Below are 16,780 nucleotides of genomic sequence, written 5' to 3'. Positions count from 1 at the left end.
ATTTATTAACATATCTATAGCCGGATGTTTTAAAATATTTGTTATTTTGCACAAAAGCAGAGGTCAATGACTAAGAAGAACAAAATTCATTTCGAAATTTCAGAACGAAAGATCTTACTGCGTCTTTTCGATTTGTTTTTTGTTTTTTTATCCCTGTATCTTGTAGGGAGAGGGTTTCAGTTTGATTACTTTTATATTTCCATTGACAGTTATTACTGGACTTTTGTTTTAGCTTTTTATATTTTTTTCTTCGGAACGGTATTCGAAATGTACAACCTTCAGGTTGCGGCGAACCAGTTTCAAATCATTAAGAGTATCATACTGACTGCTACCGCAACTGTAGTATTGTATCTTTTAACCCCAATTTTAACGCCTACGCTTCCTAAAAACAGGTTGCAGATTGTGTTTTTCTATGTTGCGATTATTGGCGCACTGTTTTTGTGGAGGATGTTTTATCAGCGATTTTTATCGGCACAACGCTTTCATAAAAAAGTGCTTTTTTTAGGAGAAACTAAAAATGTAGATGCTTTATCGCAGGAACTGGAAAAGGCTGATCCAAATTATAAGGTAATGGGGTATCTGAGTATTCGGGATGCTCAAAAGAAAACTAAACTCCATAAAATTGAGCTGGACGAGTTGGTGAATTTTATTTATTCGCATTCCATTTCGGAAATCGTCGTGGCTCAAAAAAGTACCGATGAGGTACCGGTTGAGGTTTATGATAAATTGTTGTTATTGCTGGAAGCCGGTATTGTTATCCGGGAGTATACGGATGTTTATGAGAACAGTACGCAACGTCTTCCGGTGCAATATGCAGACAAAGATTTTTATAAGTATTTCCCCTTCAGCAGAAGTAATAATAACCGATTGTATATTTTGGCCATTCGGTTTTTTGATATCGTGGTTTCACTTATCGGACTGGCTGTAGGACTTGTTTTTCTCCCTCTGGTTTTAATAGGAAATCTGATTGGCAGTCGTGGGCCGCTATTGTATACCCAAGAGCGAATCGGTAAAAACGGAGTGCCGTTTAAGATTTATAAATTTCGAAGTATGGTAAAAAATGCCGAATCGGCAGGTGCTGTTTTTGCCACAGTAAATGACAGTCGGATAACGCCATTCGGAAAGTTTTTGCGTAAATCCAGAATGGATGAATTTCCTCAGTTTATCAATATCCTAAAAGGTGATATGGCTGTTATAGGGCCGCGTCCCGAACGACCGGTTTTTGTTGAACAGATTGCGGCAATTATGCCTTTTTATCAAACACGTCATTTGATTAAACCAGGCTTGACGGGCTGGGCACAGGTGAAACATTCTTACGGAGAAACGATAGAAGACAGTTTAATTAAACTGCAATATGATTTGTACTACATTAAACACCGTAGCCCTTTTTTGGATGTAAATATTGTTCTGAAGACCTTGAGCACGGTTTTGTTTTTTAGAGGGCAATGATTTAGTGATCAGTTGTAATTTTGTTAGTATTTGATTCACGGTGCGATTCAAGTAGTAACCTGCGATTTCTAATCTTTATAAGCTGTATTTGTTTTTTTAAAGATGTTCCATACTATTATTCCGTTGGTAAGGATTATGGGCAGCATCATAAAAAATTGCACCTTTGTACAGATAAATATGGTGTAAGCTGAAAGACAAAAACCGCAGAAGAAAACAGTTCTTCTTACCCAGGTGGTATTGTTTTTCAAGACAAAGAAAACCAACAGCAAAAATGCCGGATTCATTAATAAAGCATTGTAATTCCATAGTACTTCTTTGTGTAAAGAATACAAGCCGACTAAGGAAAAGAAAACGCCTAATAGCCCGTTAACAGTCAGCCAAGCCAGTTGAAATTTTCTTTTTCCGGAGAAGAATATCGGAAGCGTCATGAACAGTATAAATGTGATGTAGTTGTTCCAAAGCGATTTACTTTCTTCTGTTTCTACTTTTTTATAAACGGTTTTTTCTTCTTTTACTAAATTTTTTCCTTCGTTTTTGCTCAAAGAAACCCCTTGCTGTAATTCTGTTGGGAGAAATAACTTATCGGACTGCCTGTCGGTTTTTAGACCAAACATCAGGTTGATTCCTAAATTTTCATAGAAATTATTATTCAGATATCCGTATAAAATTGTGCGATAGGTTTGCTCAGTATCAGGAATTTTGGTTGAGATTTTAGTCTTTAAAACACTGTTGATTAAATCGGCTACCATGGTAGTGCAGTTGCGATCGATAAATTTATAAGTGTAAAAACGTTTTTCGGAACTCAATACATTGCCCAATTCGTTAAAAAGCTCTTGTTTCTGAATCGGATTTAAATTTAAAACCTGCTCTGTAATTTCACGGTTGTCAAGCACATAGGAATAGTTGAATTCATCAAAAGAACTTGTCGATACAAAATACTGCAAGTCGCCTTTTATGAATTTTCCATAGAAATTAGGAGTGGTAAAATCGAAGGTACCGTAATTGTAAACGATGTCGATTCCTTTTTCAGAATCCTGGATGCGTAAGGCGGTGTGGCCGTATATGGAATACAACTGATCGCCGGTTCCGCAGGTAAGCAAACTGATTTCGGCTTTGTCGGATAACTCCGGAGCCTGTCCGTAGGTGCAGAAGTAGCTGTTTAAAAGAACAAGACAGAAGAATAATCGTATAAAGGACATATTATCGGAAGATACTGAAATCGAGTTTTAAAGAAAAAATGTTGGAATACAAAGCCGCACTCTGGTCACCAATATCGGTTAAGGCATAATCCACCTGAATACCTTTGTATTTGAATCCTACGCCAATATTGGGTTGGAAACTGATGCTTTTAGAGTTGTCTATTTCAGTGATGTTCTGAAAGTTACCCACTCCGGCACGCAGAAAAACCAAATCGATATAACCGGCTTCGAAACCTATGGCTGGATCAATACTTACGATATCAGATGCAATAATATCGTTAGTTTTGGCAAACTGCATGTTTAGGTTCGCAGCAGCCAAAAGACTGTAATCGTAACGAATAATGAATTTTTTAGACAAACCGAATTGTGCCTTCGGTAAGGTTATTTCGGAGGTTTCCGGCAGTTCCTGATTTTCTCCCGGAACAGCGTCTTTGATTTTCTGGTATTCGTCTTCGTCGATGGCCCAAACGTTATAGGTTGTGGTGATATCCCGCAGCATTAATCCGAACTTCCATTCGTTTCTTGTTTCATATTGTACTCCTAAATCCAAACCAAAGCCCCAGGAATTGGCAAATTTTCCAATGATACGACGGATAATTTTAGCGTTTACACCGTAATTAAAGCCTTGTACCGGCATTGCACGCGCATAGGAAACGGTTAAGCCATAATCCGCAGTAGAGAAAAGACTAACGCGGTTGTAGTCGATATTGCCTTCACTGTCAATTAATTGTGTGGTGTTCAGGATGTCGTCTACTCCAAAACGTATCAGGGAAACGCCCACGGCACTTCTGTCGTCAATCGGCATCGCAAAACCCGCATAATCGTATTGGGCAATGTTGGCAAAATAACTGGCATGCATCAATGAAATCTGCTTGTCTTCCAGTTTCAGTAAACCAGCCGGATTCCAATAGCCTGAATTTACATCGGCCGTATGTGAAGTGACAGCATTGGCCATTCCCAAAGCGGCAGCATCAACCCCAATGTTCATGAACTCATTGGAATATTTTCTAATCGCCTGACTATAGGTGAGTAATGTAAAAAAAAACAGTATAAGTGTGTAGGTTTTTTTCAAAGCCAATTATTTTTACAAATATGATATAAAAATCTCAAATAGTAAACTCAATTTTATGTAACTTATTGTATAACTTTGTCTGACACAAAAACAAAATCTATGTCATTTAAAAAACAAATCCCGAATCTGATTACTTTTTTAAACCTTATTTGCGGATTATTAGCTTTGATTCATGCTTTTAACGGTAACTACAATGAAGCTTTTTCTTTGGTGTGTTTAGGTATCTTTTTTGATTTTTGGGATGGATTTTTTGCTCGTATGTTCAACGCACAGAGTCCTTTAGGAGTGCAGTTGGATTCGTTGGCGGATATGGTAACCAGTGGCGTAGTGCCGGGTGTGGTGATGTATAAAATGCTTTCGGATATTCAGGAAAATCAGGATATTTACAACTTAACACCGGAAACATTTTATATGGGAGCGGTGCCTTATATTGGTTTTATTATTACAGTTGCGTCTTGTTTTCGATTGGCAAAATTCAACATCGATGACCGTCAGACGGAATCTTTCATCGGCTTGCCAACTCCGGCAAATGCTTTATTGATTATGAGTATCCCGATGATTTTATTCGCGAATCAATTCGAATGGCTTTCCGATATCTTAAGCAATCCTTACTTTTTGGTTGGATTGAGCTTTTTGAGCGCTTATCTTTTAAATGCTGAAATCCCGCTTTTTTCTTTAAAAGTAAAGTATTTCAGTTGGGAGAAGAACAAACTTCAGGTGTCCTTTTTGGCGGTATCGGCTATTTTATTGGTGTTTTTTCAGTTTTTGGCCATTCCGATGATTATTCTTTTCTATGTTTTACTTTCAGTGGTAAACAATACTGTTTTAAATAAGCAGTCGTAATTGATGAAGCGTACGCCGCCGGTAAAGAAAATTCAGTCGAAGAAATCCGTAAAGCCGAAATCCAAAAGGTCTGAGAAAGGTACTTTTGGCAAGATTTCTGTGTTTGCGCTGATGGTGTTGTTCCTTGCTTTTGCGATAGGTGTACTTTATCAGTACCGTAACGGGGTTTTGTATTATTTCGGGTTTAAATCTAATGTTAATTCCAATGAATTAACAGATGAAGAGCGCAAACTTGAAGATATCCGTATTTTTGAGGTGCTAAGCCGTCACGATACAAAAGTGGCCGGTTTTGATGTGTCGGAATATCAGGGAAATATTGCATGGGAAAAGATAGATAAAATTGAGGATGATTTTCCGTTAGCTTTTGTTTTTATAAGAGCCACTGCAGGTAATGATCGTCCGGATCTGCGCTTCGAAGAAAATTGGAAAGCAGCTAAAGAACATTATTTTATTCGTGGCGCTTACCATTATTATCGCCCGAATGAAAATTCCATCGCACAAGCTGATAACTTTATCAAAACCGTAAAGCTTCGAAAAGGGGATTTACCACCGGTATTAGATATCGAAAAACTGCCGAAAAATCAATCGATAGATAGTCTGAAAGTTGGTTTGCGCCGTTGGTTAAATCGCGTCGAAAAGCATTATAAAGTAAAACCAATCATTTATTCCGGAGAGAGTTATTATACTGATTTTCTGAGAGAAGAATTCAAAGGCGAATATCCTTTTTGGATTGCCAACTACAATTTATTTGTGGAAAATATCAAGAAAGACTGGTTGATCTGGCAGTTTACCGAAAAAGCTCAGATTTATGGAATAAAGGGTCTTGTTGATGTGAATGTTTTCAATGGGAATAAGGAAGATTTGAAAGCAATCTGTATGCGTTAACTTTTATGATTCGCCATCAGGGAAACCACAAACAAAAAGAAAAGCAACATTCCAAAAAACACTAAAACGGCTTTGGTATTGGCAAAATTAATGGTCCAGCCCATCCATTCCACTTTTTTGGGTACCATGCCGCGCGGATCTTTTGGGTTGTAATAAATCATACCCCATTTCCAGTTATTGGGGTCTTTGTGCCATTTTTCTAATGTTTCTTTATCCGGATTGGAAGTGCTCATGAAAAGTGTGATTAAAACTCCAGTTTCTTTTTGCGCAATTCGAAATTCTGTCCTAAATATACACGACGTACCATTTCATCCTGCACCAATTCTTCCGGCACTCCGGCTTTTAGGATGCCTCCTTCGAACATCAGGTAGGTTTTGTCGGTAATCGCTAAGGTTTCCTGTACGTTGTGGTCGGTGATTAGGATTCCGATGTCTTTGTTTTTTAATTGCGCTACGATACGCTGAATGTCTTCTACCGCAACCGGGTCAACTCCTGCAAACGGTTCGTCCAATAAGATGAATTTCGGGTCTGTTGCCAAACAGCGTGCGATTTCCGTACGACGTCTTTCTCCTCCGGATAATAAATCTCCTCGGTTGGTACGAATGTGCTGTAAACTGAATTCGTCAATTAGCGATTCCATTTTGGCTTCCTGTTCCGCTTTGGAAAGATTGGTCAGCTGCAATACACTTAAAATATTATCCTCAATACTCAGTTTTCTAAAAACCGATGCTTCTTGAGCCAAATAACCAATACCGTGTTGAGCACGCTTGTACATTGGGAAATCGGTAATGTTCATATCGTCCAGATAAATGTTTCCGGCGTTGGGTTTTACCAAGCCTACAATCATGTAAAATGAAGTGGTTTTTCCGGCACCGTTAGGGCCTAATAACCCTACGATTTCACCACGGTTCACTTCTACGGAAACGCCTTTTACCACGCTTCTTCCTTTGTAGGTTTTAACTATATTTTCGGCTCTTAACTTCATCTTTCTTTGAGTTGCAACGTAACTAGGTTACTGAGTGACTAAGTTTTATGGGTGCAAATAAACGAATTACGGCTTATTGCATCAACAAATTAACAAATAATTATTCCTGATTTTCCAGCGCTTCCCAAAATTCGTAAGCTCGGCGTAAGTGAGGGATAACGATGGTTCCGCCCACTAATGTGGCAATACTCATGGCTTCCATCATTTCTTGTCTGGTGATGCCCTGTTTGTATGCGGTTTCTAAATGATACTTAATGCAATCGTCGCAACGTAAAACGGCTGAGGCCACCAAACCTAAAAGTTCTTTGGTTTTTACGTCCAAAGCACCTTCCATATAAGCGTTGGTGTCCAGGTTGAAAATACGTTTGATTACTTTATTATCGTCGGCCAACAATTTTTCGTTCATTTTTGAACGGTAATCGTTGAATTCTTTTACTAAATCAGACATAATTATACAGTTTTTAGTTCTTCTTTTTTGGTTACAAATCCGGAAATGAAAATACTTACTTCGTATAAAATCACCAACGGAATAGTTACGATAGTTTGACTAATCACATCCGGTGGGGTTACAATGGCAGCAATAATCAGAATGATAACATAAGAATATTTACGGTAATCGGCCAGGAATTTAGGGGTTACGATCCCTAATTTAGACAGGAAGTAGATTACAATTGGCAATTCGAAAACCAATCCTGTTGCTAAAGAGGTACTTTTTACCAATCCGATATAAGAATCCATATCGATAGCATTTTTCACGTGATCACTGATGGTTAAATTCGCTAAGAAGTTGATGGATAATGGTGTTAAGACAAAATATCCGAAAGCCACGCCCAAGAAGAAAAGCATCGAGGCAATGAAAATAAAAAGCTTTACATTTTTACGTTCTTTGTCATATAAAGCAGGACTTATAAATTTCCATAATTCCCATAAAATAAAAGGGAAAGCGATAACAAAACCACAAGTAATCGAGGTCCAGATTAACATCGAAAACTGACCTTCCATAGTACGGTTCTGTAATTCAAAAGGTAATTCCTTGATGCAAAAACTTTTATCCAAATCGTACTGGTTGGCCAAATCGCAGAAAAAACGATAGGTGATGAAATTGCCGTCTTTCGGACCAAAAATTACCGTGTCGAAAATAAAATCGCTGAAATAATACGCCACACAGCCACCCAATAAAATGGCAATCGAACTGCGTACCAACAACCAACGGAGCTCTTCCAGATGGTCTAAAAAAGACATTTCTTTGCCGGACTTTTTATTCGTCATTATACAATCCCTTCTTTTAAAATATCGTGAATATGCAGTACGCCTTTGTATTCGCCGTTATCTACAACAACCATTTGTGTGATGGAGTGGTTTTCCATCGTATTGAATGCATCGACGACCATATCGGAAAGTTTGACCATTTTCGGATTTTGTGTCATGATGTCTTTGGCAGTTAAATCGCTGAAAGTGTCTCTTTTTTCCAACATTCTTCGAATATCACCATCGGTAATGATGCCGATTACGTGATTGTTTTCCACTACGGCGGTAACACCCAAACGTTTTGCTGAAATTTCCACGATCACATTTTTAATACTGGCATCCGGAGCAACCTGCGGACGGTGTGTCTGGTCTAGCATATCGCCAACGCGCAGCAATAATTTTTTACCCAATGCACCTCCCGGATGGTATTTTGCGAAATCTTCACTTTTAAAGTTGCGCATTTCCATCAGGCAAACGGCTAAAGCATCGCCCAAAACCAATTGTGCCGTGGTGCTGTTGGTTGGGGCTAAATTGTTCGGACAGGCTTCTTCTTCCACATAAGCATTTAATACATAATCAGATTCTTTGCCTAGGAAAGAGGTTTTGCTGGCGGTCATTCCGATTAACGGATTTCCAAAACGTTTTAACAACGGAACCAATACTTTAATTTCAGGACTGTTGCCACTTTTGGAAATACAAATTACTACGTCGCCGGGTTGTACCATGCCTAAATCACCGTGAATGGCTTCTGCTGCGTGAAGAAACATAGAAGGTGTTCCGGTAGAGTTCATTGTGGCGACAATTTTAGTGGCAATGATGGCACTTTTGCCGATTCCGGTAACCACCAAACGGCCTTTACAGTTGTAAATAAGGTCTACGGATTTTGCAAAATCGTCGTCTAAGAAATCAACCAGTTTTGCAATGCTCTCACTTTCAGAAAGTATGGTTTTTCGGGCCGCAGCCAAAACAGATTCTTTTGTTGTCAAATCTAAAGTTTTTAGAAATTTGCGTATGTTAAAGAAATTCGTATCTTTAATCTCTGCAAATTTATGTAAAATACCTATTAATAAATAATGAAACCAAGCGAAATTGACTTACATAAAGAGTTAAAAAAATATTTTGGTTTTAACCAATTCAAAGGTTTACAGGAAGGTGTTGTTAAGAGTATCATAACGAGTAACAATACTTTTGTGATTATGCCTACCGGAGGCGGGAAGTCATTGTGCTACCAATTACCGGCTTTGGTTCTGGATGGAACAGCCATTGTGGTTTCCCCTTTGATTGCCCTGATGAAAAATCAGGTGGATGCCATACGTAGCCTTTCTTCGGAAACAGGTGTTGCCCACGTTTTGAATTCTTCGCTCACTAAAACGGAAGTGAATCAGGTGAAGAAAGATATCTCTTCAGGTCTAACCAAATTATTATATGTTGCTCCGGAATCGCTTACGAAAGAAGAATATGTCGAATTTTTACAGAGTGTTCCGATTTCGTTCGTCGCTATTGATGAAGCGCACTGTATTTCAGAATGGGGGCATGATTTTCGCCCGGAATACCGAAACCTTCGCAATATTATTAAGCAGTTGGGTGATGTGCCTATCATTGGATTGACTGCAACTGCTACGCCAAAAGTTCAGGAAGATATCTTGAAAAATCTGGACATGACTGATGCTAATACATTTAAAGCGTCGTTCAACCGTCCTAATTTATACTACGAAGTACGTCCAAAAACCAAAAATATTGAAGGTGATATTATTCGCTTTATCAAACAGCATAAAGGAAAGTCGGGTGTGATTTATTGCCTTTCAAGAAAAAAAGTGGAAGAAATTGCACAGGTGTTACAGGTAAACGGAATCAGTGCCGTACCGTATCATGCCGGTTTGGACGCTAAAACCCGAGCCAAACATCAGGATATGTTTCTGATGGAAGATGTGGATGTAGTAGTGGCAACTATCGCTTTTGGTATGGGAATCGATAAACCGGATGTGCGTTTTGTAATCCATCATGATATTCCGAAATCACTGGAAAGTTACTATCAGGAAACCGGTAGGGCAGGCCGTGACGGAGGCGAGGGGCATTGTTTAGCCTATTATTCTTATAAAGATATTGAGAAGTTAGAAAAATTCATGGCCGGTAAGCCGGTGGCTGAGCAGGAAATTGGTTTTGCCTTGTTGCAGGAGGTCGTGGCATACGCTGAAACGTCTATGTCAAGACGTAAGTTCCTGCTGCATTATTTTGGTGAAGAATTTGATGATGTTTCGGGGGAAGGTGCTGATATGGATGATAACGTTCGTAATCCGAAGAAGAAAGTCGAGGCAAAGGATCAGGTGGTTACGTTATTGGAAACTGTTCGTGATACAAAAGAGCTTTATAAGTCCAAAGAAGTTGTATTTACCTTAATTGGTAAAATCAATGCGGTGATTAAAGCGCATAAAACCGATACTCAGAAGTTTTTCGGAAAAGGAAAAGATCACGACGAGAAATATTGGATGGCAATCATTCGTCAGGTTTTGGTAGATGGTTTACTTTCTAAAGATATTGAAACTTATGGTGTGCTGAAACTTTCCAAAAAAGGGGAAGAATACATTAAAAAGCCGGCTTCGTTTATGATGTCGGAAGATCATGAGTACAGTGAATCAGACGACGAAACCGTTGTAACAGCTGCAAAATCTTCAGGAACTGCAGACGAGGCCTTGATGACCATGCTTATCGATTTGCGTAAAAAAGTAGCTAAAAAGTTGGGGGTTCCACCATTTGTAGTGTTTCAGGAACCTTCTCTGGAAGACATGGCGCTTAAGTATCCAATCTCGATTGATGAGCTAAGCAACGTTCATGGCGTTGGTGAAGGAAAAGCCAAAAAATACGGAAAAGAATTCGTGGAGTTGATCGCCCGATACGTGGAGGATAACGACATTATGCGTCCGGACGATTTGGTGGTGAAATCCACTGGAGCCAACTCGGCGTTGAAATTGTATATCATCCAGAATATTGACCGCAAATTGCCATTGGATGACATAGCTAAAGCCAAAGGCCTGGATATGGATGCTTTGCTTAAAGAAATGGAGCAAATTGTCTATTCGGGAACGAAACTCAATATTAAATACTGGATCGATGATATTTTAGATGATGATCAGCAAGAAGAAATTCACGATTATTTCATGGATTCCCATTCTGATAAGATTCAGGATGCTTTAGATGAATTTGACGGTGATTATGATACCGAAGAATTACGTCTGATGCGTATTCAGTTTATTAGTGAAGTAGCCAATTAAAGTTTACAGTTTTCATGCGCAGTTTTCAGTTTGTCTGACAACTGCGTTGATTACTGATAAAGTTCTCCCCGATGCGGTTTTAAAGCATCTCTCACTTGAATCATGTATTCATCCGTTACGACCATAAAAGCAATGGCGTACATGTCATTGATGACCTCGAAACCGGTAATGTTTAGCGGTAGTTTTTCAATTTCTATATATTCTTTCAGGTGAATTTCATGATGTTCAGCTGTTTTGGCAGCAGCTGGTCCTCTAAAATCCCAAATGAGTTTGATTTGTCGTTGCATGATGTGGGAGGATAATCTGTAAGCAAAGATAGAAAGGTTGTTTTTGAATTTGTATTTTTGCTGCTGAAAATGTTTGTAAAATAAAAATTTACCATCTTTTATGCCTAAAGAATTGCTTATACAGGTTGCGCCCGAAATAGCCGCGAATACGCCTTTGCTGAAGGAGCATATTGCAAAACTCATACATGTTAAAAGTGCCGAAATTCAGCATCTTTCGGTTTTAAAACGCTCCATAGATGCCCGTCAGCGTTTCATTAAAATTAACCTGAAAGTCAATGTTTTTTTTCAGGATGAACCGATTGTTGAAAGCAAAATTGAACTTCCCGATTATAAAAATGTAAGCAATGCGCCTGAAGTAATTGTTGTTGGGGCTGGGCCTGCCGGTTTGTTTGCGGCCTTACAATTAGTAGAATTAGGACTTAAGCCGATTGTTGTTGAAAGAGGAAAAGACGTTAGAGGGCGCCGTCGCGACTTGAAAGAGATCAACCGTGACCATATCGTAAATGAAGATTCCAATTATTGTTTTGGAGAAGGAGGAGCCGGAACCTATTCAGATGGAAAACTGTATACTCGTTCCAAAAAGCGTGGCGATGTAGACAGGATTCTTCAGTTATTGGTTGCTTTTGGAGCGACTCCCGATATTTTAGTGGATGCTCATCCGCATATCGGAACTAATAAATTACCGCAAATTATTCAGGATATCCGTGATAAAATTATCGAGTATGGCGGAAAAGTGTTGTTTGAAACCCGCGTTTCCGACATTCTGATAAAAAGTAATGAGGTTCAGGGTATTGTGACCCAAAATGGTGATGTCATCGAAGCGAAAAAAATAATTCTGGCTACAGGTCATTCCGCCCGCGATATCTTCGAATTGTTGGACAGAAAGAAAGTTCTGATCGAAGCCAAACCTTTCGCTTTAGGAGTTCGTGCCGAACATCCGCAAAGTTTAATCGACAGCATTCAATATTCGTGTGATTTTAGAGGGGAATTTCTTCCGCCAGCGCCTTATTCGATCGTTAAGCAAGTAAACGGCCGTGGCATGTACTCATTTTGTATGTGCCCGGGAGGGGTAATCGCTCCTTGTGCTACCAGTCCTGGCGAAGTGGTAACGAATGGTTGGTCACCTTCCAAACGCGATCAGGCCACTGCGAATTCCGGAATTGTAGTCGAATTGAAACTGGAGGATTTCAAGCCTTTTGCCAAATTCGGTGCCTTGGCAGGAATGGAATTTCAAAAAGCTATCGAACAAAAAGCCTGGCATCTGGCCGGAGAAACGCAAAAAGTTCCGGCGCAGCGTATGGTGGATTTTACACAAAATAAAGTTTCAAGCGATATACCCAAAACCTCTTATGTTCCAGGAACCACTTCTGTAGAATTAGGGCAGGTTTTTCCCGGTTTTTTAACACAGATTATGCGTGAAGGTTTTGTGCAGTTCGGGAAATCGATGCGGGGTTATTATACCAACGAGGCTATTTTGCACGCACCAGAAAGCAGAACCTCGTCGCCGGTTCGTATTCCACGAGACAATGAAACTTTGGAACATTTGCAAATTAAAGGCTTGTATCCGTGTGGGGAAGGTGCCGGTTATGCCGGTGGAATTATTTCTGCTGCCATAGACGGAGAGAAGTGTGCGATTAAATGTGCAGAATCATTAAAGTAGCCATAGATTTAAAATAGCTTTTCGTAATTTTACGGAGCTATACAATAACATGAAAGAAGAAAACGTAATATTAGTCAACGAAAATGACGAGCCAATTGGTTTAATGCCTAAGTTGGAAGCTCATGAAAAAGCGCTCTTGCATAGGGCTTTCTCGGTTTTTGTTTTGAATGAAAAAAACGAAATCATGCTTCAGCAGCGCGCTCACCATAAATACCATTCCCCTTTGTTGTGGACCAATACCTGTTGCAGTCATCAGCGTGAAGGTGAAACCAATGTTCAGGCGGGAACGCGTCGTTTGTTTGAAGAAATGGGGTTTACTACCGGATTGAAAGAATTGTTTTCGTTCATCTATAAAGCACCTTTTGACAACGGTTTGACCGAACACGAGCTGGATCACGTCATGATTGGCTATTACAACGACGAACCAAAAATCAATGCCGATGAAGTGGAAAGCTGGAAATGGATGGCAATAGATGATGTAAAAACAGATATGGAGCGCAATCCTGACGTTTATACGGTTTGGTTTAAAATTATTTTTGACGAGTTTTACCATTACCTAGAAGATCATAAAGTATGAGAGTAACCGTATCCAGAAAAGCGCATTTTAATGCTGCCCATCGTTTGTATCGGAAAGACTGGTCGGATGAGCAAAACGAACGTGTTTTCGGTAAATGCAACAACCCTAATTTCCACGGGCACAATTACGAACTGATTGTGAGTGTTACCGGCAAAATACATCCAGAAACGGGTTATGTGATGGATATTAAAGATTTAGCGGATATTATTTATGAGGAAGTTGAAACCAAGTTTGATCATAAGAACCTAAATCTGGATGTTCCGGAGTTTGAAAATCTGAACCCAACCGCAGAAAACATTGTGGTGGTCATTTGGAATAAAATACGAAAGAGAATTGCTTCCGAAAACGATTTGGAAGTGGTGTTGTATGAAACCCCCCGAAATTTTGTAACCTATAAAGGAGTGTAATGGGAGAAATCAAAGTAGGCGACAAATTGCCTTTGTTTGGTGCAAAAGACCAGAATGGAAACGATTTTTATATTGCCTCGGTTTTGGGTAAAAAAGTCCTGGTGATTTATTTTTATCCGAAAGACGATACTCCGGGTTGTACCAAACAAGCTTGTTTTTTTCGCGATCAATATGAAGAATTTACCGATTTGGGTGTTGCGGTTATCGGTATCAGCGGAGACAGTGTGAAATCGCATAAGAAATTTGCGGAGGAGTATAAATTGCCTTTTACATTATTGGCAGATGAAGATAAGAGTTTGCGTAAACTGTTCGGAGTGTCGACTAATTTACTAGGACTGCTGCCCGGTCGTGTGACATACGTCGTTGATAAGGAAGGTATAGTAAGAATGGTCTTCGATAGCATGAATGCCGAAAATCATTTTTCGAAAACAATTGAACAGGTAAAGAAATTACTGTAATGGAAACGGAATTGTATCCTTTGGTTTTCAAGCCAATTTTAAAAGATCGTATCTGGGGAGGAACAAAACTAAAATCCCTTTTGAATAAAGAAGTCCCAACTGTTACTACTGGAGAAAGCTGGGAGATTTCCACGGTTACGGGCGATACCAGTGTGGTGGCTAACGGAAATTTTGCCGGGAGGTCAGTTAATGAATTGGTTTCTGAATATCCGGGAGCAATTTTAGGAAAACGTGTTCATGAAAGATTCGGGGTGGAATTTCCGTTGTTGTTTAAGTTTTTAGACGCACGCGAAGATTTGTCTATTCAATTGCATCCGAATGATGAATTGGCGAAAAAAAGACATAACTCTTTCGGTAAGACGGAAATGTGGTATGTGATGCAGGCCGATTTAGATGCCCGAATCATCGTAGGATTTAAAGAGCCTTCTTCTGCCGACGAATATCTGATCCATCTTGAAAATAAAACCCTTCCTAAGATTTTGAAGGAAATTCCAGTGAAACAAGGCGATGTGTTTTTTCTCGAAACGGGTACCATTCATGCTATTGGTGCTGGTATAGTGATTGCCGAAATTCAGCAGACTTCCGATATTACGTATCGTATTTATGACTGGGACAGAACAGATGCTAACGGTAATGCACGCGAATTGCATATAGATTTAGCCTTGGAGGCCATAACGTATGATGTGGTGAATTCCAAAAAACGTTATTCAAAAGAAGTTAATAAAAGTAATTCTGCCGTTGATTGTGAGTACTTCACCACAAATGTAATTCCGCTTGACGGTAAAATGAAGTTTCGTAAAAATGGAGATTCTTTTACGGTTTTTGTCTGTACGGAAGGAGCATTTAAAGTGCTAACTACGTCTGGTTCAGAGTATTCGTTTTGCCAAGGCGATACGGTTCTTGTACCGGCAATATTAACTGATTTTGAGTTGGTTGGAGAGGCAACTTTATTAGAAATATTTATTTCTTAACCTTAATTCGAAAGAATAATTGTAATTTTGCAGACGAATTTTTAAACAAAAATAAAATGGCAAGCGTAAGAAACTTAAAAAAAGACATCAACTACGTATTAGGAGACATTATTGAAGCGGTTTACATTCATGAAATGACTACAACAGGGAAACCAACTGCTCAAACCGATGCTTTGATTGATGAGGCTATTACGTCTTTTGATGGTTTAATCACTAAATTGAATCAAAAAAACGTTGAAAACAAGAAAGCACATTTCAGACAAATTAATAAAGATTTAGAAGCTGCTGCTAATCAGTTGGTTGAAAAGATTAACGCACTGTAACAGCGAAATTTCAATAAAAAAGTGCCTTTAAGTATTTGCAGGTTTCAAAAACTCGCTTATATTTGCACCCGAAATGATACTTGTGAACATCTTTAGATAAAGGCTTAGCGGGTATTATAAGAGTCGCCGGTGTAGCTCAGCTGGCTAGAGCAGCTGATTTGTAATCAGCAGGTCGTGGGTTCGAGTCCCTCCATCGGCTCTTTTTTTTCCACGCTTTGCGTGGTTTTTTATGAAATTGTTTTTAAGGTTAATTGCCGGTGTAGCTCAGCTGGCTAGAGCAGCTGATTTGTAATCAGCAGGTCGTGGGTTCGAGTCCCTCCATCGGCTCTGGTAATTAAAAGAAAACCATCACATATGTGATGGTTTTCTTGTTTTTACGGAATAATAAAAAAGCACCTTTATGGGGTGCTTTTTGGTTTTATGGTTGTGGTTGTTCTTCCTGCTTGCGTTTGCTAATGTATTCCGTAAGCATTTTTCCGTATTTGGATTTAGCTACTTCCGGCGACATCGATTTATGAATGGTGTCCAAATATTTGATGTTGGCATCGTAAATCTCTGTTAAAGCAATGTAAGGCGCTACTTCATGTTTGCCATTGTTTACCGCAAAGTTGATGGCATCTAAATAACTGCGCAATTTTAATTTATCGGCACGTTGATTAAGGCTGTCCAGTTTTTGCAGGCTGTTGGTTTTTTTAGCCAGTAAGGTAAAGCCTAGGGTTTTGTTTTGTTCATCGTTGTAACGCTCTTTGATTTTTTTGTAATCATTGTACAGATCGTTATTCTTGGAACCTGTTATTTTAGCTTTAGCATAGAACTCTTTTAAGGTGGTTTCGATGGTCATGGTTCCCGGTTCTGCGAAGAATGGAATCATGTTATCCATGGATTTGGAAACTCCTCTGTTTAAAGATAAATACAACATTTCAGGTTCTTCAACGGCTAAGTCGCTTTTTAGTTCGGAATTACCAGTAACGATTATGCTGTCTAATGCAACGGCTGTAGTATCGACTATTTTGTGAATGTACAGTTTTCCTTGTTTTAATCCGTCTACTTTAACGGAAAGGTGAAGACCTTTTTCTGATTCGGTTTTATTACAGGCAACCAATAACAAAACCGCTGCAGCTGTACCTATTATTTTTTTCATTACTTA

The 16,780-nt window shown here is 39.1% G+C and carries 19 protein-coding genes and 2 tRNA genes; 12 read left to right on the top strand and 9 right to left on the bottom strand.

What is annotated here, in order from left to right:
* The first annotated feature begins 66 nt into the window (after positions 1-66).
* Positions 67-1,449, top strand: a complete 1,383-nt coding sequence (locus ABGT15_RS08220) for a sugar transferase (protein ID WP_367230943.1) — start codon at positions 67-69, stop codon at positions 1,447-1,449.
* Positions 1,450-1,517: 68 nt separating this feature from the next.
* On the opposite strand, the gene ABGT15_RS08215 is transcribed toward ABGT15_RS08220, so the two are convergent.
* Positions 1,518-2,648, bottom strand: a complete 1,131-nt coding sequence (locus ABGT15_RS08215; protein WP_367230942.1) for a lipoprotein N-acyltransferase Lnb domain-containing protein — start codon at positions 2,646-2,648, stop codon at positions 1,518-1,520.
* 1 nt (position 2,649) lies between these two features.
* Positions 2,650-3,636 (bottom strand): PorV/PorQ family protein, encoded by a 987-nt coding sequence (locus ABGT15_RS08210; RefSeq protein WP_367231109.1) that lies wholly within the window; start codon positions 3,634-3,636, stop codon positions 2,650-2,652.
* A gap of 183 nt (positions 3,637-3,819) precedes the next feature.
* On the opposite strand from ABGT15_RS08210, the gene ABGT15_RS08205 reads away from it, so the two are divergent.
* A complete protein-coding gene (locus ABGT15_RS08205) occupies positions 3,820-4,563 on the top strand; it encodes a CDP-alcohol phosphatidyltransferase family protein (RefSeq protein WP_367230941.1) in 744 nt (247 codons plus the stop codon).
* 3 nt (positions 4,564-4,566) lie between these two features.
* Positions 4,567-5,448 (top strand): glycoside hydrolase family 25 protein, encoded by an 882-nt coding sequence (locus ABGT15_RS08200; protein ID WP_367230940.1) that lies wholly within the window; start codon positions 4,567-4,569, stop codon positions 5,446-5,448.
* Here ABGT15_RS08200 and ABGT15_RS08195 read toward each other — a convergent pair.
* From ABGT15_RS08195 to ABGT15_RS08175, 5 genes are all read right to left on the bottom strand, one after another.
* Complete coding sequence (locus ABGT15_RS08195; RefSeq protein ID WP_367230939.1) at positions 5,445-5,681, bottom strand: DUF5808 domain-containing protein; 237 nt, start codon at positions 5,679-5,681, stop codon at positions 5,445-5,447. The two genes, ABGT15_RS08200 and ABGT15_RS08195, sit on opposite strands and share 4 nt — an antisense overlap.
* Before the next feature lie 11 nt (positions 5,682-5,692).
* Positions 5,693-6,433, bottom strand: a complete 741-nt coding sequence (lptB, locus tag ABGT15_RS08190; RefSeq protein WP_367230938.1) for an LPS export ABC transporter ATP-binding protein — start codon at positions 6,431-6,433, stop codon at positions 5,693-5,695.
* 100 nt (positions 6,434-6,533) lie between these two features.
* Entirely contained in the window at positions 6,534-6,881 is a 348-nt protein-coding gene (locus ABGT15_RS08185) for a carboxymuconolactone decarboxylase family protein (RefSeq protein ID WP_367230937.1), read from the bottom strand.
* A 2-nt stretch (positions 6,882-6,883) separates the two neighbouring features.
* Positions 6,884-7,675 (bottom strand): twin-arginine translocase subunit TatC, encoded by a 792-nt coding sequence (gene tatC, locus ABGT15_RS08180; RefSeq protein WP_367231108.1) that lies wholly within the window; start codon positions 7,673-7,675, stop codon positions 6,884-6,886.
* A 26-nt stretch (positions 7,676-7,701) separates the two neighbouring features.
* Positions 7,702-8,667 carry a KpsF/GutQ family sugar-phosphate isomerase gene (locus ABGT15_RS08175; RefSeq protein ID WP_367230936.1) on the bottom strand — a complete coding sequence of 322 codons (966 nt, stop codon included), beginning with the start codon at positions 8,665-8,667 and terminating at the stop codon, positions 7,702-7,704.
* A gap of 87 nt (positions 8,668-8,754) precedes the next feature.
* On the opposite strand from ABGT15_RS08175, the gene recQ reads away from it, so the two are divergent.
* On the top strand, positions 8,755-10,950 hold the full coding sequence (gene recQ / locus ABGT15_RS08170) for a DNA helicase RecQ (RefSeq protein ID WP_367230935.1): 2,196 nt from the start codon (positions 8,755-8,757) through the stop codon (positions 10,948-10,950).
* Between the two features lie 50 nt (positions 10,951-11,000).
* Here recQ and ABGT15_RS08165 read toward each other — a convergent pair whose 3' ends face one another.
* On the bottom strand, positions 11,001-11,237 hold the full coding sequence (locus ABGT15_RS08165) for a hypothetical protein (protein WP_367230934.1): 237 nt from the start codon (positions 11,235-11,237) through the stop codon (positions 11,001-11,003).
* A 100-nt stretch (positions 11,238-11,337) separates the two neighbouring features.
* On the opposite strand from ABGT15_RS08165, the gene ABGT15_RS08160 reads away from it, so the two are divergent.
* From ABGT15_RS08160 to ABGT15_RS08125, 8 genes are all read left to right on the top strand, one after another.
* Positions 11,338-12,897 carry an NAD(P)/FAD-dependent oxidoreductase gene (locus ABGT15_RS08160; RefSeq protein WP_367230933.1) on the top strand — a complete coding sequence of 520 codons (1,560 nt, stop codon included), beginning with the start codon at positions 11,338-11,340 and terminating at the stop codon, positions 12,895-12,897.
* 49 nt (positions 12,898-12,946) lie between these two features.
* A complete protein-coding gene (gene idi, locus ABGT15_RS08155; RefSeq protein ID WP_367230932.1) occupies positions 12,947-13,474 on the top strand; it encodes an isopentenyl-diphosphate Delta-isomerase in 528 nt (175 codons plus the stop codon).
* On the top strand, positions 13,471-13,881 hold the full coding sequence (locus tag ABGT15_RS08150; RefSeq protein ID WP_367230931.1) for a 6-pyruvoyl trahydropterin synthase family protein: 411 nt from the start codon (positions 13,471-13,473) through the stop codon (positions 13,879-13,881). Before idi ends, ABGT15_RS08150 begins: the two co-directional genes overlap by 4 nt.
* Positions 13,881-14,339: a peroxiredoxin gene (locus tag ABGT15_RS08145; RefSeq protein WP_367230930.1), complete on the top strand. Its 459-nt coding sequence runs from the start codon at positions 13,881-13,883 to the stop codon at positions 14,337-14,339. The genes ABGT15_RS08150 and ABGT15_RS08145 overlap by 1 nt, the downstream gene beginning before the upstream one ends.
* Positions 14,339-15,310 carry a type I phosphomannose isomerase catalytic subunit gene (locus ABGT15_RS08140; protein ID WP_367230929.1) on the top strand — a complete coding sequence of 324 codons (972 nt, stop codon included), beginning with the start codon at positions 14,339-14,341 and terminating at the stop codon, positions 15,308-15,310. The genes ABGT15_RS08145 and ABGT15_RS08140 overlap by 1 nt, the downstream gene beginning before the upstream one ends.
* Before the next feature lie 56 nt (positions 15,311-15,366).
* The gene (locus tag ABGT15_RS08135) at positions 15,367-15,633 is read left to right on the top strand and encodes a hypothetical protein (RefSeq protein WP_367230928.1); all 267 of its coding nucleotides are present in this window, start codon (positions 15,367-15,369) and stop codon (positions 15,631-15,633) included.
* 125 nt (positions 15,634-15,758) lie between these two features.
* Positions 15,759-15,832: transfer RNA gene (locus ABGT15_RS08130), tRNA-Thr, on the top strand.
* A 54-nt stretch (positions 15,833-15,886) separates the two neighbouring features.
* A tRNA-Thr gene (locus tag ABGT15_RS08125) sits at positions 15,887-15,960 on the top strand.
* 91 nt (positions 15,961-16,051) lie between these two features.
* Here ABGT15_RS08125 and ABGT15_RS08120 read toward each other — a convergent pair.
* Positions 16,052-16,774, bottom strand: coding sequence for a DUF4369 domain-containing protein (locus tag ABGT15_RS08120; protein ID WP_367230927.1), 723 nt, complete (start codon positions 16,772-16,774; stop codon positions 16,052-16,054).
* Between the last annotated feature and the right edge of the window lie 6 nt (positions 16,775-16,780).

Origin of the sequence: Flavobacterium enshiense (assembly GCF_040750275.1) — a bacterium.
Classification (GTDB): Bacteria; Bacteroidota; Bacteroidia; order Flavobacteriales; family Flavobacteriaceae; genus Flavobacterium; species Flavobacterium enshiense_B.
This window is presented reverse-complemented; position numbering and strand designations above follow the sequence as displayed.

Bases quoted from the DNA above. Each gene is read 5' to 3' on its own strand.
- ABGT15_RS08220 (WP_367230943.1), top strand. From the start codon at position 67: ATGACTAAGAAGAACAAAATTCATTTCGAAATTTCAGAACGAAAGATC.
- ABGT15_RS08215 (WP_367230942.1), bottom strand. From the start codon at position 2,648: ATGTCCTTTATACGATTATTCTTCTGTCTTGTTCTTTTAAACAGCTAC.
- ABGT15_RS08210 (WP_367231109.1), bottom strand. From the start codon at position 3,636: ATGAACATTGGGGTTGATGCTGCCGCTTTGGGAATGGCCAATGCTGTC.
- ABGT15_RS08205 (WP_367230941.1), top strand. From the start codon at position 3,820: ATGTCATTTAAAAAACAAATCCCGAATCTGATTACTTTTTTAAACCTT.
- ABGT15_RS08200 (WP_367230940.1), top strand. From the start codon at position 4,567: ATGAAGCGTACGCCGCCGGTAAAGAAAATTCAGTCGAAGAAATCCGTA.
- ABGT15_RS08195 (WP_367230939.1), bottom strand. From the start codon at position 5,681: ATGAGCACTTCCAATCCGGATAAAGAAACATTAGAAAAATGGCACAAA.
- lptB (WP_367230938.1), bottom strand. From the start codon at position 6,433: ATGAAGTTAAGAGCCGAAAATATAGTTAAAACCTACAAAGGAAGAAGC.
- ABGT15_RS08185 (WP_367230937.1), bottom strand. From the start codon at position 6,881: ATGTCTGATTTAGTAAAAGAATTCAACGATTACCGTTCAAAAATGAAC.
- tatC (WP_367231108.1), bottom strand. From the start codon at position 7,675: ATGTCTTTTTTAGACCATCTGGAAGAGCTCCGTTGGTTGTTGGTACGC.
- recQ (WP_367230935.1), top strand. From the start codon at position 8,755: ATGAAACCAAGCGAAATTGACTTACATAAAGAGTTAAAAAAATATTTT.
- ABGT15_RS08165 (WP_367230934.1), bottom strand. From the start codon at position 11,237: ATGCAACGACAAATCAAACTCATTTGGGATTTTAGAGGACCAGCTGCT.
- ABGT15_RS08160 (WP_367230933.1), top strand. From the start codon at position 11,338: ATGCCTAAAGAATTGCTTATACAGGTTGCGCCCGAAATAGCCGCGAAT.
- idi (WP_367230932.1), top strand. From the start codon at position 12,947: ATGAAAGAAGAAAACGTAATATTAGTCAACGAAAATGACGAGCCAATT.
- ABGT15_RS08150 (WP_367230931.1), top strand. From the start codon at position 13,471: ATGAGAGTAACCGTATCCAGAAAAGCGCATTTTAATGCTGCCCATCGT.
- ABGT15_RS08145 (WP_367230930.1), top strand. From the start codon at position 13,881: ATGGGAGAAATCAAAGTAGGCGACAAATTGCCTTTGTTTGGTGCAAAA.
- ABGT15_RS08140 (WP_367230929.1), top strand. From the start codon at position 14,339: ATGGAAACGGAATTGTATCCTTTGGTTTTCAAGCCAATTTTAAAAGAT.
- ABGT15_RS08135 (WP_367230928.1), top strand. From the start codon at position 15,367: ATGGCAAGCGTAAGAAACTTAAAAAAAGACATCAACTACGTATTAGGA.
- ABGT15_RS08120 (WP_367230927.1), bottom strand. From the start codon at position 16,774: ATGAAAAAAATAATAGGTACAGCTGCAGCGGTTTTGTTATTGGTTGCC.